Source organism: Pseudomonas sp. P1.8, from assembly GCF_001269805.1.
In the GTDB taxonomy this organism is placed as follows: Bacteria; Pseudomonadota; Gammaproteobacteria; order Pseudomonadales; family Pseudomonadaceae; genus Aquipseudomonas.
Genome location: NZ_LHVM01000008.1, coordinates 120,770 through 135,905, shown reverse-complemented (window position 1 = coordinate 135,905; position 15,136 = coordinate 120,770). Strand labels below are relative to the sequence as shown.

Here is a 15,136-nt window from a genome sequence, read left to right as displayed (position 1 = left end):
AAGAAAGTCAATCAGTCCTAGCCTGACGGTCATTGATCCTTGAACTGGAATCCAGACCATGTCTCCTCTGATTCGCTTATCCGCCAGTTTTATCGCGCTGATGATGGCGATGGGCATTGGGCGCTTCGCCTTGACGCCGCAGCTGCCTCACCTGCTGAGCGAAGGCCAGATCGACCTGACCGCTGCCGGCTTGATCGCTGCCGCCAATTACCTCGGTTACTTCATTGGCGCAGTAGACGCGATGTTCTCGCGGCGCCCGGAGCAGGTTCGCCGACGATTGCTTGGCGGGCTATGGCTGTGTGTAGTGCTGACCCTCGCTTCGTTCTGGGCCAACGGTTTCTGGTCGCATCTGTTGCTGCGTTTCGGTACAGGCGTCGCCAGCGCTTGGGTGCTGGTTATGATTACCGCACTGAGCCAACCGCTGGCGGCGGCTGCCGGGCGTCCACGACTGGGTGCTCTGGTCTTTGCCGGTCCGGGCCTGGGGATTTTGCTGACTGGCTTGTTGGCGCTGGGATCGAACCTGCTGGGCCAGACTTCCGCTACGTTGTGGCTGATTTATGCGGCCGTCGGCTTGGTGATGTTGCTGGTGATCCTGCCGTTCCTCCCGCAACCGAAGGCTAATGTGGCGCCTCCCCCCAACCCCGTCAGTTGCAGTCACCCAGGCATCGCTCGCCTGGGTCTGATCTACGGCTTGTACGGTTTGGGCTACATCATTCCGGCCACTTTCCTGTCGCAGATGGCCAACACGCAGTTTCACGGACAATGGCAGGCGGACCTGTTCTGGCCCTGCTTCGGCCTGGCGGCAGCGAGCGGTGTGTTGCTGGTCAGTTTGCGGCGGCAAAAACCAGGTGCCACACGCCACTGGTTGACGGCGACATTGTGGCTGCAAGCGGCGGGCGTGTTCGCCTGCCTGCTGGGCAATGGACCGGGCCTGGCGCTGGGCGTGATCCTCTGTGGCACACCGTTCCTGGCCTGCATGCAATTGGTGATGCAGCGCTCCCGGGAGCTGGCGCCCCACGCCACCCAACGCAACGCCGGGCTGTTGACTGCGTGTTTCGCCGTGGGCCAACTCAGCGGGCCGTTGCTGGCGGCACTGAGCAGTCATTTCAGCGGTGGTCTGCAGCCGGCGCTGATGTTCGCCGGCAGCGGCTTGCTGATTGCCGGTGGTCTGTCCCTGGCGTCGGTCAGTGCTGCCCGAGGGCTTTGCGCAAACGACGGCGCACCCACTGTTCAGCGCTGACAAAGGTAATGCCCAGCAGTACCAATACGGCGCCGACGACGAAGTTGACGCTCAGGTCCTCGCCGAGCAGCACCACACCGAACGTGACGCCGAAGAGCGGCGTCATGAACGAGAACACCGCAAGATTCGCCGCCAGATATCGACGCAGCAGCCAGAACCACACCAGATAACTGAAAAACGACACTACGATGCCCTGAAACAACACGCTGGCCACCGCCACGGTGGTCAAGTTGACGTGGGTAATCTGCCCACTGAGCAATGCGATCAATAGCAGCCCGACGAAGCCGACGATCAACTGGTAAAACAGCGTCAACGTGACAGGTGCTTCCGACAGCCGAGATGCACGCACAACCACTGTCGTAGCGCCCCAGGCGGCGCCTGCGAGCACGCCCAGCGCATCGCCCATCAACATGCGGCGATCGAGATTATCCCAGGAGACACCCCCGGCAAAGGCGATCGCAATCCCGACGAACGCGAGGATAATCCCCAACCATTGCAAGGGTCTCAACCGCTCACTGGGCAACAGCCAATGCACGCCTAGCGCAGTGAAGATTGGCGCCGTGTAGAGAAACACCGACATGTGCGCCGCGGTCGTCAGTTGCAGACCTTCGGAAATGAAGAAGAACTCCACACCGAACAGCGCGCCAGCCAACAGCCCACCGCGCCAGGTAGAAGCGACCTGATCCCAACCGCCCTTCCAACAGATCAACAATCCTACGAGCAAAGCCGACATGCCTGACCGCGCTGCCGCCTGCATCACCGGTGCAATGTCCGGAGCTGCCCACTTGATCATCACCTGCTGAACGCCCCAGACCAGGCACAACCCGACCATCACTTGCAGGGCAAAGCCATCGGCGCTACGCCGGGTGGCAGTCACTGAAACACCTCGACTTCACAATCCATGACAGAGACTCGGCAGTAAAAACAAAAACCCCGGCCTTCTGATTCCGGGGTCAACAATCAAGGATGCCAACCGTAGGAGCTGCCGCAGGCTGCGATCTTTTGATTCTGATGACTAAACAGCAACGATCGCAGCCTGCGGCAGCTCCTACGGGGATCAGCTTAGTTCGATGCGATCGGCATGAATGACGATCTGGCCATTCTTGTACAGCGCACCAATGGCCTTTTTGAAGTTGCCCTTGCTGACACCGAACATGCTGCTGATCAATACCGGATCGCTCTTGTCGCTGATCGCCAGGCTGCCGTTGTTTTCGCGCAACTTGGCGAGGATCTTCGAGTTAAGGCTGGTCGCCGCTTCCTGGCCGACCGGTTGCAGGCTCAGGCTGATCTTGCCATCGGCACGCACTTCCTTGATGAAACCCTTCTCTTCCTTGCCGGCACGCATGAACTTGAAGATTTCGTTCTTGTGAATCAAGCCCCAGTGCTTGTTATTGATGATCGCCTTGAAGCCCATGTCAGTGGCTTCGGCAACCAGCAAATCGACCTCCTGGCCCGCGGTGTAGTTGGCCGGGGTCTTGTCCAGATAGCGGTCCAGGCGCGCAGTCGCGGTGATGCGGCGGGTGTGCTTGTCGAGGTAGACGTGCACCACCACGTACTCGCCGGCCGTCATCTGACGCTTCTCTTCGGAGTACGGCAGCAACAAATCCTTGGGCAGCCCCCAATCCAGGAATACCCCGATGCTGTTGACTTCAACAACTTTCAAACTGGCAAATTCACCGACTTGAACTTTCGGTTTTTCCGTCGTTGCGATGAGTTTGTCATCGCTGTCCAGATAAATAAAAACGTTGAGCCAGTCTTCATCTTCGCTGGGAATATCTTTGGGGATATAACGATTGGGCAAAAGAATTTCGCCATCCGCCCCACCGTCCAGATATAAACCGAAGTTAGTGTGTTTAACCACTTGCAAACTGTTGTAACGCCCGACTAAAGCCATGTCCAATACCCTCATTGCGTGGGCGGCATTCTACCCGGTTTTAACCGCTTCGTTGGGCGCTCGGCCCGGTGGCACGCGAAATTCCTCTGCGAGCCTTGGTTTTCCGGGGTTTGGGTTGTGCGACTGCCCGCTCGTCAGTCCGATTGGGGCGATTATGCCAAGCCCCGGCAGGCGCAACACTGCAATTTTTTTAGCAGTGAATTTAGTTAAAACAGCGACTTAGGAGAATAATTCGAAGATTGGCCAACGCTTTATTCCAGATAGGCCATCAGTCGATGCAGGGGATATTCGCCAAGCAATTATCCGGTGTTTCCTGTACGATGCATGGCCAAGTTAATTTTCTACAGGTTAATGGCCGCCATGCGCGTAAAAGCATCCACCAGCAAAGCAAAGCCAGCTCCAGCCGTCGAAACCAGCGAATCGATCAACAGCCAGATTGCTGCGTTCCTCAAGTCCGGCGGTGAAATCCAGCAAATTGCCAAAGGCGTCAGCGGCCAGACGTTCGGCCCGTCCAAGCAGATCACCTTGGGCAAAAAGTAATACCCCTCGCGTCACCTGGTCCTCAAGCGCTTTGAAGCTCGAAGCGCTTGGACTGGAACCCCTCTTGCATCACCTCTTGCTGCAACCCACCGTTTAAAAATCGACGAACGGCCCTTTATGCCGATCATTCGCCGGTATCCTTGCACGCGTCTGGATCAAGCGTTTCAGCCGATTTTTCATCGGCACCCGCTGCTCAAGGAGTGACGCATGCTCAAATTTTCCTGTTTATCGCTTCTGTTCGTCGGCTTGCTGGCCAGTTCACTGGCGCACGCCCAGATCTTTCAGCGCGAACTGGGTGATTTCGACCTCAAGCTCGGCACCAGCCCCAGTCGCAGCATGGCCCAGGGTCTGGTCAAACCCAATGCTGTCGGCTCGTTCCACGGTGGCCTGGACCTGAGCCACGACAGCGGCTTTTACGTTGGCCAATGGGCGCCGAGCATGGGCATCAGTCCTGGCAAAAACCTTGAGATCGATTCCTACGTCGGTTTTAAACAGCCCTTCGACCAAACCCTGGGTTACGAAGTCGGCATGATCCGCTACAGCTACCCTGAAGTCGAAACCCTGAACAGCCAGGAGCTTTTCGGTGGGCTGACCTTGCTGGGCAGCCGTTTTGGCGTTGCGTTCAGCAATGACCCGGACAAACAAAACAACACCCTTTTTGCGGACCTGGGCGGTAATCAACCGTTCGGCATCGGTGTCAGCATGAAATACACCACTCACCAACTCAATGCACCGGTCGCGGTGGATGGCGGGTATGTAGGCAGTTTTACCGATTGGTCGCTGAAATTGTCCCGCCCGTTCATGGGCATCGATCTGGACCTGATCTACAGTGATTCAAGCCTGCGGGGCAGCGATTGCCCGGCCTACTCCGGTCACAACAGTCAGTGCGACGCACTGGTCACCCTCAAGGCTGTGCACGCGTTCTATTGATCGGCTGAACTGCCGGGCTCATCCTGCGTTCACATGAGAATCAGTTCCCGAAGGCAGGCTTTCGCAAGGACTCGCCCATGTCTCGCTGGCTCGCACATATGGCAATTGCGCTCACCGTCACCCTCGCGCTGGGCGCATGCAGTCGCATGGGCCTGGCTTACCGCAACCTCGATGTAATCATCCCCTGGACACTCAGCGATTACCTGGACATGAACGGCGAGCAAAAGAGCTGGCTGGATGAGCGCCTGAAAGAACACCTGAGTTGGCACTGCAGCACTCAACTGCCGGGTTACCTCGATTGGCTGGACCGGTTGCAATCAATGGTCGCCGACAACCAGGTCACTGATGCCGCGCTGCAAGCCCGAGCCAATGAAGCTCGGCAAGCGATTGCCGAAACCGCTTTGGAAATTACCCCTTCAGCCATACAGCTATTGCAAGGGCTGGATGACAAGCAAGTTGCAGAAATGAACGATGCCTTCGCCAAAGACCAGCGCAAACGCCAGGAGCAGTACCTCAAGCCGCCCCTCGCCCAGCAAATCAAGGAACGAGCCGAACGCATGGAGAAGCGCCTTGACGACTGGATGGGGCCGCTTGGTTCAGCGCAGAAACAGCGTGTCGTGACGTGGTCCAATGCACTTGGCGAACAAAACACCCAATGGATCGCCAACCGTGTCCACTGGCAGAAACAGTTCAGCGCGGCCGTGGCGCAACGCCAAAGTCCGGAATTCCCACAGAGAATCGAGACGCTACTGGTCAATCGCGAACGCTTATGGACACCGGCCTACCGCGAGGCCTTTGCCACCACGGAAGCCCAGGCGCGGGCGCTGTTCGTCGACTTGATGGCTGAGAGCACGCCGACGCAACGGCAACGGTTACTGACGAAGATTGAGGGTGTGAAGAAGGATTTCAGTGATTTGAAGTGCCTGAAAGCGGCCAAACAAAGTTGAAAGATCAGCAGATCGCAGCCTTCGGCAGCTCCTACGGATCAATCGTAGGAGCTGCCAAAGGCTGCGATCTGCTGATGTTTGAAGTGTTAGGCAATCTGCGCCCTCGACGCCACTTCATCAAATGTCACCTCATCCAGCGCATCCTCCTGCTCATCCAACACCTGGCGAGGATGATCATTGCCCGGAATGCTGCTGTCGATCAGGCTCAAGAGGCTCGATCCGCGCGGCGTCAAAATATAATTCGAACCTGTACCGCCCTGTTCTTCAGGCCGAGGTTCAATGTAGCCCCGCTCCAGTAACAGCTTTTCGTATTCACCTGCCACCGCTTTGAGATGGTCCAGGTTCTCTGTCTGCTCACCTTCGGTCGCTTTTTGCGCCACATACTGCTCGGCATACGGCCTTGGGGTAAAGCTGGCTTCACCATGCTGCACTTCATGCAGCAGGCGCTCGATCAAATCCCAGTTATAAGTCGTCATCCTGCAACCTCCGGTGCCCACGAGTGAGGGCCTTCATAGCTTGTGACCGATGCAGCCCGTAGCCGTTCAGCCGAGGTTTTTACCGAGACCGACCGGCGGTCTGTCGAATTGAACGCGGGTCAAACGACTAGGCTGTGTAAGTCCACTCCCAGCCCCACGCAGGAGAACAACACCATGAACATTCAGAATCATCCCGTCGTGTCGCGGGAAGAATGGCTAGCCGCCCGCAAACAGCACCTGGCCCACGAAAAAGCCTTCACCAAGGAAAGGGACAGACTCAGCGCCGAACGCCGAGCACTGCCTTGGGTAAAAATCGACAAGGACTACCACTTTCAGGGACCGAACGGAGAGTTGAAACTGGCTGATCTTTTCGGCGGTCGCAGCCAGTTGGTCATTTACCACTTCATGTTTGCCGAAGGCTGGGACGAAGGTTGCCCTGGCTGTTCCTTCCTCTCGGACCATATCGACGGCGCCAATCAGCATCTGGCTCATCATGATGTGGCCGTGGTGGCGGTGTCCCACGCACCGTTCGCCGAGTTCCAGGCCTTCAAGCGACGCATGGGGTGGAAATTCGACTGGCTCTCGTCAGAAGGTTGCGATTTCAACTACGACTTTGGCGTAACAGCAAGGGCCGAAGACGTCGCCGCGGGAAAGGCTACCTACAACTACGAAAAAACTGACGGTGCCGAAGAAGAGCTCCCGGGTCTCAGCGTGTTTTATCGCAAAGAAGCCGGGGATATCTTCCACACCTATTCAACCTATGCCCGAGGTTTGGACATGCTGGTCGGTACTTACAACTATCTCGACCTGACGCCGAAGGGGCGCAATGAAGAAGAGATCATGGAATGGGTGCGGCATCACGACAAGTATGAGGACAAGGCGTCGGCGGGTTGCTGCCATGGTGGCGGCCAGGTTTGAAACCGAGTCGCGGCGGATCGCGAGCATGCTCGCTCCTACAAGTGTGTGGGCGGACTTTCGGCGCGGTCCTCAACCCCTTGACTGAACTTTCCATCGTCGTTAGCGCTCAACCGGTTAACCCGCCTTAACCGGAACTGAGGCCTGCCCCATGAAATCACTATTGAAGTTCACCCTCGCCGCCACCTTGATCTGTGCCTTGCCTGCCTGGGCTTGCACTCCCGAAGAGGCTACGCAAAAACGCGAACAGCTGGCCCGGGAAGTGACCAAGCTGACAGAACAGAATCCGGCAAAGGCCAAAGAGATCAACGATGAATTGCAGAAGATGGATTTGGGAACCGCGGCCAAGGATTTGCCGGACAAGTGCCAGTTGATCGATCAGCGTTTGAAAGAGTTGGATACGGCGGAGAAAAAAACCGAGAGCTGATGATTACAATCTTTTAAATAAAAAAACCGGACAATGTCCGGTTTTTCTATCAGCAGGTACCGCGCGTTACTCGGCTGCCGGCGCTTCCGGCTTGCGGCGCTTGAGCGGGGCCATGCCGTCGCTGCTCACCAGGGAGTCGCTTTTCGGCCGGTTGGCGCTCTTGCGCTTGGTCGGGGTCTTGGCGGCGGTTTTCTTCTTGTCGCCCTTCGCGTCGGTCTTTTTCTTCTTCACGCCGACGGCTTTACCCGAGGCTTTGACCTTTTTCGGTCCGCCGTAGGTGCCTTTGACTTCCTTGATGGTGCGACGCTCGAAGCTTTGCTTGAGGTAGCGCTCGATGCTCGACATCAGGTTCCAGTCGCCATGGCAGATCAACGAGATCGCCAGGCCATCGTTACCGGCGCGACCGGTACGACCGATGCGGTGAACGTATTCGTCGCCGCTGCGCGGCATGTCGAAGTTGATCACCAGGTCCAGGCCGTCCACGTCCAGACCGCGAGCGGCAACGTCGGTGGCCACCAGGATCTTCACACCGCCCTGTTTCAGACGATCGATCGCCAGCTTGCGATCTTTCTGGTCTTTCTCGCCGTGCAGCACGAACGCTTTGTATTCCTGCGCCACCAGACGTCCGTAGATACGGTCAGCCATGGCCCGGGTGTTGGTGAAGACGATGGCCTTCTGGTAGGTCTCGTTGGCCAGCAGCCAGTTCACAATCTGCTCTTTGTGCTGGTTGTGGTCAGCGGTGATGATTTGCTGGCGAGTGGTTTCGTTTAGCTGGCTGACCGCATTGAGCTGCAAGTGCTCAGGGTTGTTCAGGACCTTGGCAATCATCTCGCGCAGACCCGAACCACCGGTGGTGGCGGAGAACAGCATGGTCTGCTGACGATTGGTGCACTCGTCGACCAGACGCTGCACGTCATCGGCAAAGCCCATGTCGAGCATGCGGTCGGCTTCGTCGAGTACCAGTACTTCAACTTCCTTCAGGTCGAGGTTGCCGGCGTTCAGTTGCTCGATCATCCGGCCCGGCGTACCGATCAGGATGTCCGGCACCTTGCGCAGCATGGCGGCCTGGACCTTGAAATCTTCGCCGCCAGTGATCAGGCCGGACTTGATGAAGGTGAACTGCGAGAAGCGTTCAACTTCTTTCAAGGTCTGCTGGGCCAGCTCACGGGTCGGCAACAGGATCAGGGTCTTGATGCTGACGCGAACCTTGGCCGGGCCGATCAGGCGGTTGAGGATCGGCAAAACGAATGCAGCGGTCTTGCCGCTACCGGTTTGCGCTGTCACCCGCAGGTCACGCCCTTGGAGCGCCAGCGGAATAGCCGCGGCTTGCACAGGCGTTGGCTCGACAAATTTCAGCTCGGCCACGGCTTTGAGCAGGCGTTCGTGCAGGGCGAATTGGGAAAACACGGGTGCTACCTCGAAGAAATACAAAAAAACAGCTGCATAGGGTAACGGTTTCGAGCGCTTAGGCCGAGTTTCTTTGTGCAAAAGGCAGTAAACAGTGGTTTTTTTGTTGCCTGTTTTGTCACCACCGGTAATACAAAGCGTCTTAAATGCTCTAATCACCTCTCTGCCTTACAGAAGAATCGTGCTTGCCCATGGAAATCAAACAGCTCTGGCTCAACGCCCAAGAACTCTGGAGTGCGCTGGAAAACCACCCGCGCGTGTACTGCGCACTGGCACTGCTGGTGCTGCTGAGCATCGCCCTGGTACTCGGACGAGTGGCGCGTTACCTCATTCTGCACGGCGTCAAATTGCTCGGTCGCCAACCGGCGATGTTCTGGCTCAATGACTTTCTCGAAAACAAAGTGTTCCATCGTCTGGCACAGGTTGTGCCCTCGCTGGTGATCCAGTTCGGTTTGAACCTGATCCCCGAGCTGAACAAGGCCACCCTGAATTTCCTCGGCAACGTCGCCCTCGCCTTCACCTTTCTGTTTCTGCTGCTGGCGGTCAGCGCCCTGCTCAATGCCTTGCTGGACATCTACGCGCGTACCGAACACGCCCGCACCCGCTCGATCAAAGGCTATGTGCAGCTGACGAAAATGGTCTTGTACATCTTCGGCTCAATCATCATCGTCGCCACCTTGATCGACCGCTCACCGTTGTTGCTGCTGTCAGGCCTGGGTGCGATGTCGGCGGTAATTCTGTTGGTCTACAAGGACACCCTGCTGTCGTTCGTGGCCAGCGTGCAGTTGACCAGCAACGACATGTTGCGGGTGGGCGACTGGATCGAAATGCCCCAGGTCGGCGCCGATGGCGATGTGGTGGACATCACCCTGCACACGGTCAAGGTGCAGAATTTCGACAAGACCATCGTGTCCATCCCCACTTGGCGCCTGATGTCCGAGTCGTTCAAGAACTGGCGCGGCATGCAGGCTTCCGGGGGACGCCGGATCAAGCGCAGCCTGTTCATCGACGCCAGCGGTGTGCGCTTTTTACGCGATGAAGAAGAATTCAAGCTCTCGCAGGTCCACCTGCTGACCGACTACATGACCCGCAAACAGGCCGAACTCCGGGCCTGGAACGAAGCTCAGGGCAACGTCGCGGCGATGTCGGCCAACCGCCGCCGGATGACCAACATCGGCACCTTCCGCGCCTATGCGCTGGCTTATCTGAAAAGCCATGCGGACATCCAGCCGAACATGACCTGCATGGTTCGACAAATGCAGACCACGGCCCAAGGCATTCCACTGGAAATCTACTGCTTTACCCGCACCACGGCATGGGCCGATTACGAGCGCATTCAAGGGGATATTTTTGATTACTTGCTGGCGGTGCTGCCGGAGTTCGGCTTGAGCCTGTATCAGCAACCGAGCGGAACGGATTTGCGTTCCGGGCTACTGCCGGCGCTGTTGGGCGCGAGCCACATTCCCGAGCAGGAAAAACGCTTGATGTAATCCACACCCCTTTAGGAGCTGCCGAAGGCTGCGATCTATTGATGTTCAAGATCAAAAGATCGCAGGCTGCGCCAGCTCCTACACCAGGCTTGCTTCTCGCCTGATGCCCAACCGACTGATCCACACCGCCATCAAAATCACCGAACCACCCAGCAACAACCGCCCCAGCTCCTCATGCTGATTCCAGATCAGCAGATTGATCAACAGCCCCACCGGCACATGCAAATTGTTCATCACCGCCAACGTGCCGCCGCTGACCAGGCACGCCCCCTTGTTCCACCAGTACAGCCCCAACGCAGTGGAAACCAGGCCGAGGAACAGCAACACGCCCCATTGCAGCGGTGCTTCGGGCAGGAAGTTCTGCTTGCCGAACAGCAAAAACGCCGGCAATGCCACCGCCAGCGCACCGAGGTAAAAGTAGCCGAAGCGCCGGTAATGCGGCAGATCGCTCGGATGCCGCGCGACCAGGTGTTTGTACAGTACCTGCCCGGCGGCATAGGTGAAGTTGGCCAGTTGCAGCAACAGGAAGCCCATGAAGAAGTCCGGGTTGATCCGGTCAAAGCGAATCACCGCCGCCCCCGCCACTGCCACCAGGGCCGCGATCAAGGCCCAGGGATTGAAACGGCGATTGAGTGCGTCTTCGATCAAGGTCACGTGCAACGGCGTGAGGATGGTGAACAGCAAGACTTCCGGCACCGTCAGCACGCGAAAGCTCAGGTACAGGCAGACGTAGGTCACGCCGAACTGTAACGCACCGATCAGCAACATGCCGCGCATGAACGCCGGTTCCACCGAACGCCAGCGGGTCAGTGGAATGAACACCAGCCCCGCCAGCAGCACGCGCACCAGCACGGCGAAGTAACTGTCGACATGACCGGCCAGGTATTCGCCGATCAAGCTGAAGGAAAACGCCTGGATCAGCGTGACAAAAAGTAGATAGCCCATGCTCGCCTCATTTCGATTGGCGGCGACGATAGCGGGTTTTGCTGCTGATCGCGAACCCCCAAACAATACAAACCCTGTAGCAGCCGGCTTGCTGGCGTTGAGGGCGTGTCAGCCAACGATGATATTGCCTGACACCCCGCTATCGCCGGCAAGCCGGCTCCTACGGGTTCTGTGGTGTTTTGCGCAATCGCAGGCAAAAAAAAGCCCGATCTCGCTAAAGCGTTCAATCGGGCTGGAGCACTCAGGAGCAACAAGTGCGAAGGGAGGTCGATGCGCGTACAGGCTTGAAGGGTTGCGCCAGGTCACTAGACCATCGAGCGATTATCTGGCGATTAACAGATCAGGCCACCAGGGAAAGCTTGGCGTTCGCCTGGTTCAGGCCTTTCTCCTGGAAGTCGCCCCCCAGGTTCATGCCTTCAGCGTGGATGAACGTCACATCGTGAATGCCGATGAAGCCCATCACCTGACGCAGGTACGGTTCCTGATGATCGGCAGTGCTGCCAGCGTAGATCCCGCCGCGGGCAGTCAGCACGTAGGCGCGCTTGCCGCTGAGCAGGCCTTGCGGTCCGGTTTCGGTGTATTTGAAGGTCACGCCGGCACGCAGTACATGGTCGAGCCAGGCTTTCAGGGTGCTGGGAATCGCAAAGTTGTACATCGGCGCAGCCATCACAAGCACGTCGGTGGCGAGCAATTCGTCGGTCAACTGGTTGGAGCGTTCCAGAGCGACCTGCTCTATGTCATTGCGCTGCTCGGCGGGTTTCATCCAGCCGCCCAACAAGTTGATATCCAGGTGCGGTACCGGGTTGACGGCCAGGTCACGCACGGTGATCTGGTCGTTCGGGTGCGCGGCTTGCCACTGTTTGACGAAGGTCTGGGTCAGCTGACGGGAAACCGAGTCTTGCTGACGGGCACTGCTTTCGATGATCAGAACGCGGGACATTGGATGTAGCCTCCATCTGAGAATGCTGTAGGTCGATGGAGTGAAGGTTAAACAGAGTCATATCGATGAAAAAGCGCAAATAACTGCTATAACCCATCAATAAATTCGTTTATAAGCAACCCATGTCCTATGCCCTTCGTAAGAGCGAGCATGCTCTCGCGAGGGTATACAGACACCGTGATATCGATTGACCCACCGTATCGCGAGCAAGCTCGCTCCTGCAGAAGGGCTATTTCGGGGTGCAGGTCAGTTCGATACGCAGCTTGATAATGTTGCGGCTGAATTTGGCGGTTGCTGTTTTATGTTTGCCGGCCGCCACATCGAATTTGCGTGTGCGCGGGGCTTCCGGGCCATTGCTGAAAACCGCCTTGCAGCTCGCATCGACATCGCCGTAGTTGGCCACCCGAATCGAGCCGATATCGCTATCGGTATCGAAGGTTTCGTAGTCGATCTTCATGTCGTTGAGTTTTTTGTTCACATCGATCGGATAAGCAAACGCCATCAACGGCAACATCGCCAGCAGCACGCAACAGACTTTCTTCATTCGGCAGGCTCCAATAAGGGCTGCCAGCTTAGGACAAGAGGAGCTCAACATGAAAGCGCCCCGCGTGACCCTTGATCAATGGCGAACGCTTCAAGCCGTGGTCGATCACGGTGGCTTCGCCCAGGCCGCCGAGGCTTTGCATCGCTCGCAATCGTCGGTCAGCTACACCGTGGCGCGCATGCAGGACCAGCTCGGCGTGCCATTGCTACGCATTGATGGCCGCAAAGCAGTACTGACCGAAGCCGGCGGCGTGTTGTTGCGTCGCTCGCGGCAATTAGTGAAACAGGCCAGCCAACTGGAAGACCTCGCCCACCATATGGAGCAAGGCTGGGAGGCTGAAGTGCGCCTGGTGGTTGATGCCGCTTACCCGAGCGCCCGCCTCGTGCGTGCGTTGACTGCGTTCATGCCGCAAAGCCGTGGCTGCCGCGTGCGCCTGCGTGAAGAAGTGCTGTCGGGCGTGGAGGAAGTGCTGCTCGAAGGTGTGGCGGACCTGGCCATCACGGGCTTCAGCATTCCCGGTTACCTGGGGGCGGAATTGAGCGACGTCGAATTCGTCGCGGTGGCCCACCCGGAGCACCACCTGCACCGCCTCAACCGCGAGCTGAACTTCCAGGATCTGGAAAGCCAGATGCAAGTGGTGATCCGCGACTCCGGCCGCCAGCAACCTCGGGACGTTGGCTGGCTCGGCGCCGAGCAGCGCTGGACGGTCGGCAGCCTGGCCACCGCCGCGACGTTCGTCAGCAGCGGTCTGGGTTTTGCCTGGCTGCCCCGGCACATGATCGAGCGGGAATTGAAGGAAGGGACGCTCAAGCTGCTACCGTTGGATCAGGGCGCAAGCCGCAACCCGAGCTTCTACCTGTACTCGAACAAGGACAAACCGCTGGGGCCGGCCACGCAAATTCTCATCGAACTGCTGCGTACCTTCGACACCGCGCCGCTGGATGCACCGTTCGCCGCCCCTGAACAAGCCTGACACGGAGTGTATGCATGGCCTATTTCGAACACGAAGGTTGCAACCTGCACTATGAGGAATATGGCCACGGCGCGCCGCTGCTGCTGGTCCATGGACTCGGTTCCAGCACGCTGGACTGGGAGAAGCAGATCCCGGCGCTTTCGACCCGCTATCGGGTCATCGTCCCGGATGTGCGCGGCCACGGTCGCTCGGACAAACCCCGGGAGCGCTACAGTATTGCCGGGTTCAGCGCTGATCTGATTGCCCTGATGGAGCATCTGAACCTGGGTCCGATCCATTATGTGGGCTTATCCATGGGCGGCATGATCGGCTTTCAACTGGGTGCGGATCAGCCACAACTGCTCAAGAGCCTGTGCATCGTCAACAGTGCGCCGCAGGTCAAACTGCGTACCCGCGACGATTACTGGCAGTGGTTCAAGCGCTGGAGCCTGATGCATGTGTTGAGCCTGGGCACCATCGGCAAGGCACTGGGAAGCAAACTGTTCCCGAAACCCGATCAGGCCGACTTGCGGCAAAAGATGGCCGAGCGCTGGGCAAAAAACGACAAACATGCTTATCTCGCCAGTTTCAATGCCATTGTGGGCTGGGGGGTTCAGGAACGACTTTCGAAGGTATCCTGTCCAACGCTCATCGTCAGCGCCGACCGTGATTACACACCGGTTTCGCTGAAGGAAAACTACGTAAAACTGCTGCCTGATGCGCGGTTGGTGGTCATCGACGATTCTCGCCACGCCACGCCATTGGATCAGCCTGAAGCATTCAACCAGACGCTGCTCGAGTTCCTCACCGCAGTCGACACCACCACTCAGGATCATTGACCCATGCTGAAAAAAATCGCCCTCGCCGCTGGCTCCGTTCTGTTTGCCGCCAACCTGATGGCCGCGACGCCTGCAACAGCGCCGCACGTTCTGCTGGAGACCACCAACGGCCAGATCGAAATCGAACTGGACGCGGTCAAGGCCCCGATCAGTACCAAGAACTTCCTTGAGTACGTCGACAAAGGCTTCTACAACAACACGATTTTCCACCGAGTAATCCCGGGCTTCATGGTTCAGGGCGGCGGATTCACTCAACAGATGCAACAAAAAGACACCAGCGCACCGATCAAGAACGAATCGAAAAACGGCCTGCACAATGTGCGCGGCACCTTGTCCATGGCCCGTACTTCGGTGCCTGATTCGGCCACCAGCCAGTTCTTCATCAACGTCAAGGACAACGACTTCCTCGACCAGGGTGATGGCTACGCGGTATTCGGCAAAGTGGTCAAAGGCATGGACGTGGTGGACATCATCGTCAACTCGCCAACCACCACGCGTGGCGGCATGAAAGACGTACCGGCAGACCCGGTATTCATCAAGTCGGCCAAGCGCATCGACTGAGACTAAGCTGGACAAGGACGTCCGAGCCGTTGCCGGTGCTGCCGGCAACGCTCAAACCGTTTAAAGGAGAGCCCCTTTGTGGGCGAAAA

17 protein-coding genes are annotated in these 15,136 nt (G+C 57.8%); 10 read left to right on the top strand and 7 right to left on the bottom strand.

Going from position 1 to position 15,136, the window contains the following annotated elements:
* The first annotated feature begins 58 nt into the window (after positions 1 to 58).
* Positions 59 to 1,240: an MFS transporter gene (locus AD668_RS07390; protein ID WP_053156371.1), complete on the top strand. Its 1,182-nt coding sequence runs from the start codon at positions 59 to 61 to the stop codon at positions 1,238 to 1,240.
* Here AD668_RS07390 and AD668_RS07385 read toward each other — a convergent pair.
* A complete protein-coding gene (locus tag AD668_RS07385; protein ID WP_053156368.1) occupies positions 1,185 to 2,117 on the bottom strand; it encodes a DMT family transporter in 933 nt (310 codons plus the stop codon). The genes AD668_RS07390 and AD668_RS07385 overlap by 56 nt on opposite strands.
* A gap of 180 nt (positions 2,118 to 2,297) precedes the next feature.
* Positions 2,298 to 3,134, bottom strand: a complete 837-nt coding sequence (locus AD668_RS07380; RefSeq protein ID WP_053156365.1) for a S1 RNA-binding domain-containing protein — start codon at positions 3,132 to 3,134, stop codon at positions 2,298 to 2,300.
* A 351-nt stretch (positions 3,135 to 3,485) separates the two neighbouring features.
* Between AD668_RS07380 and AD668_RS07375 the strand changes: the two genes are divergently transcribed.
* The 3 genes from AD668_RS07375 to AD668_RS07365 all read left to right on the top strand — a co-directional run bounded on the left by AD668_RS07375 (position 3,486) and on the right by AD668_RS07365 (position 5,551).
* A complete protein-coding gene (locus AD668_RS07375; RefSeq protein ID WP_015096330.1) occupies positions 3,486 to 3,674 on the top strand; it encodes a hypothetical protein in 189 nt (62 codons plus the stop codon).
* Between the two features lie 207 nt (positions 3,675 to 3,881).
* Complete coding sequence (locus AD668_RS07370) at positions 3,882 to 4,604, top strand: TorF family putative porin (RefSeq protein ID WP_053156362.1); 723 nt, start codon at positions 3,882 to 3,884, stop codon at positions 4,602 to 4,604.
* 77 nt (positions 4,605 to 4,681) lie between these two features.
* A complete protein-coding gene (locus AD668_RS07365; protein ID WP_053156359.1) occupies positions 4,682 to 5,551 on the top strand; it encodes a DUF6279 family lipoprotein in 870 nt (289 codons plus the stop codon).
* 86 nt (positions 5,552 to 5,637) lie between these two features.
* On the opposite strand, the gene AD668_RS07360 is transcribed toward AD668_RS07365, so the two are convergent.
* On the bottom strand, positions 5,638 to 6,027 hold the full coding sequence (locus AD668_RS07360; protein WP_053156356.1) for a hypothetical protein: 390 nt from the start codon (positions 6,025 to 6,027) through the stop codon (positions 5,638 to 5,640).
* Positions 6,028 to 6,201: 174 nt separating this feature from the next.
* On the opposite strand from AD668_RS07360, the gene AD668_RS07355 reads away from it, so the two are divergent.
* Entirely contained in the window at positions 6,202 to 6,945 is a 744-nt protein-coding gene (locus AD668_RS07355; RefSeq protein WP_053156353.1) for a thioredoxin family protein, read from the top strand.
* Positions 6,946 to 7,093: 148 nt separating this feature from the next.
* Positions 7,094 to 7,369, top strand: a complete 276-nt coding sequence (locus AD668_RS07350; RefSeq protein ID WP_053156350.1) for a hypothetical protein — start codon at positions 7,094 to 7,096, stop codon at positions 7,367 to 7,369.
* Between the two features lie 66 nt (positions 7,370 to 7,435).
* On the opposite strand, the gene AD668_RS07345 is transcribed toward AD668_RS07350, so the two are convergent.
* Positions 7,436 to 8,776, bottom strand: a complete 1,341-nt coding sequence (locus tag AD668_RS07345; RefSeq protein WP_053156346.1) for a DEAD/DEAH box helicase — start codon at positions 8,774 to 8,776, stop codon at positions 7,436 to 7,438.
* A gap of 191 nt (positions 8,777 to 8,967) precedes the next feature.
* On the opposite strand from AD668_RS07345, the gene AD668_RS07340 reads away from it, so the two are divergent.
* Positions 8,968 to 10,266, top strand: coding sequence for a mechanosensitive ion channel family protein (locus AD668_RS07340; RefSeq protein ID WP_053156343.1), 1,299 nt, complete (start codon positions 8,968 to 8,970; stop codon positions 10,264 to 10,266).
* 78 nt (positions 10,267 to 10,344) lie between these two features.
* Here the strand turns inward: AD668_RS07340 and AD668_RS07335 are convergent, their stop codons facing one another.
* The 3 genes from AD668_RS07335 to AD668_RS07325 all read right to left on the bottom strand — a co-directional run bounded on the left by AD668_RS07335 (position 10,345) and on the right by AD668_RS07325 (position 12,695).
* Complete coding sequence (locus AD668_RS07335; RefSeq protein WP_053156340.1) at positions 10,345 to 11,211, bottom strand: carboxylate/amino acid/amine transporter; 867 nt, start codon at positions 11,209 to 11,211, stop codon at positions 10,345 to 10,347.
* 340 nt (positions 11,212 to 11,551) lie between these two features.
* Positions 11,552 to 12,151, bottom strand: coding sequence for an FMN-dependent NADH-azoreductase (locus AD668_RS07330; RefSeq protein WP_053156337.1), 600 nt, complete (start codon positions 12,149 to 12,151; stop codon positions 11,552 to 11,554).
* 229 nt (positions 12,152 to 12,380) lie between these two features.
* Positions 12,381 to 12,695, bottom strand: a complete 315-nt coding sequence (locus AD668_RS07325) for a hypothetical protein (RefSeq protein WP_053156334.1) — start codon at positions 12,693 to 12,695, stop codon at positions 12,381 to 12,383.
* A 49-nt stretch (positions 12,696 to 12,744) separates the two neighbouring features.
* Between AD668_RS07325 and AD668_RS07320 the strand changes: the two genes are divergently transcribed.
* The 3 genes from AD668_RS07320 to AD668_RS07310 are packed head-to-tail and all read left to right on the top strand — an operon-like array spanning position 12,745 to position 15,047.
* Positions 12,745 to 13,668: a LysR family transcriptional regulator gene (locus tag AD668_RS07320; RefSeq protein WP_053156331.1), complete on the top strand. Its 924-nt coding sequence runs from the start codon at positions 12,745 to 12,747 to the stop codon at positions 13,666 to 13,668.
* A 14-nt stretch (positions 13,669 to 13,682) separates the two neighbouring features.
* Complete coding sequence (locus tag AD668_RS07315; protein ID WP_053156328.1) at positions 13,683 to 14,486, top strand: alpha/beta fold hydrolase; 804 nt, start codon at positions 13,683 to 13,685, stop codon at positions 14,484 to 14,486.
* Positions 14,487 to 14,489: 3 nt separating this feature from the next.
* Positions 14,490 to 15,047, top strand: coding sequence for a peptidylprolyl isomerase (locus tag AD668_RS07310; protein WP_053156325.1), 558 nt, complete (start codon positions 14,490 to 14,492; stop codon positions 15,045 to 15,047).
* Positions 15,048 to 15,136: the final 89 nt, after the last annotated feature.

What these genes read in the sequence shown, in the direction of transcription:
- AD668_RS07360 (WP_053156356.1), bottom strand. Translation starts at nt 6,027, where the DNA reads ATGACGACTTATAACTGGGATTTGATCGAGCGCCTGCTGCATGAAGTG.
- AD668_RS07335 (WP_053156340.1), bottom strand. Translation starts at nt 11,211, where the DNA reads ATGGGCTATCTACTTTTTGTCACGCTGATCCAGGCGTTTTCCTTCAGC.
- AD668_RS07390 (WP_053156371.1), top strand. Translation starts at nt 59, where the DNA reads ATGTCTCCTCTGATTCGCTTATCCGCCAGTTTTATCGCGCTGATGATG.
- AD668_RS07355 (WP_053156353.1), top strand. Translation starts at nt 6,202, where the DNA reads ATGAACATTCAGAATCATCCCGTCGTGTCGCGGGAAGAATGGCTAGCC.
- AD668_RS07375 (WP_015096330.1), top strand. Translation starts at nt 3,486, where the DNA reads ATGGCCGCCATGCGCGTAAAAGCATCCACCAGCAAAGCAAAGCCAGCT.
- AD668_RS07320 (WP_053156331.1), top strand. Translation starts at nt 12,745, where the DNA reads ATGAAAGCGCCCCGCGTGACCCTTGATCAATGGCGAACGCTTCAAGCC.
- AD668_RS07340 (WP_053156343.1), top strand. Translation starts at nt 8,968, where the DNA reads ATGGAAATCAAACAGCTCTGGCTCAACGCCCAAGAACTCTGGAGTGCG.
- AD668_RS07310 (WP_053156325.1), top strand. Translation starts at nt 14,490, where the DNA reads ATGCTGAAAAAAATCGCCCTCGCCGCTGGCTCCGTTCTGTTTGCCGCC.
- AD668_RS07330 (WP_053156337.1), bottom strand. Translation starts at nt 12,151, where the DNA reads ATGTCCCGCGTTCTGATCATCGAAAGCAGTGCCCGTCAGCAAGACTCG.
- AD668_RS07315 (WP_053156328.1), top strand. Translation starts at nt 13,683, where the DNA reads ATGGCCTATTTCGAACACGAAGGTTGCAACCTGCACTATGAGGAATAT.
- AD668_RS07370 (WP_053156362.1), top strand. Translation starts at nt 3,882, where the DNA reads ATGCTCAAATTTTCCTGTTTATCGCTTCTGTTCGTCGGCTTGCTGGCC.
- AD668_RS07365 (WP_053156359.1), top strand. Translation starts at nt 4,682, where the DNA reads ATGTCTCGCTGGCTCGCACATATGGCAATTGCGCTCACCGTCACCCTC.
- AD668_RS07380 (WP_053156365.1), bottom strand. Translation starts at nt 3,134, where the DNA reads ATGGCTTTAGTCGGGCGTTACAACAGTTTGCAAGTGGTTAAACACACT.
- AD668_RS07325 (WP_053156334.1), bottom strand. Translation starts at nt 12,695, where the DNA reads ATGAAGAAAGTCTGTTGCGTGCTGCTGGCGATGTTGCCGTTGATGGCG.
- AD668_RS07350 (WP_053156350.1), top strand. Translation starts at nt 7,094, where the DNA reads ATGAAATCACTATTGAAGTTCACCCTCGCCGCCACCTTGATCTGTGCC.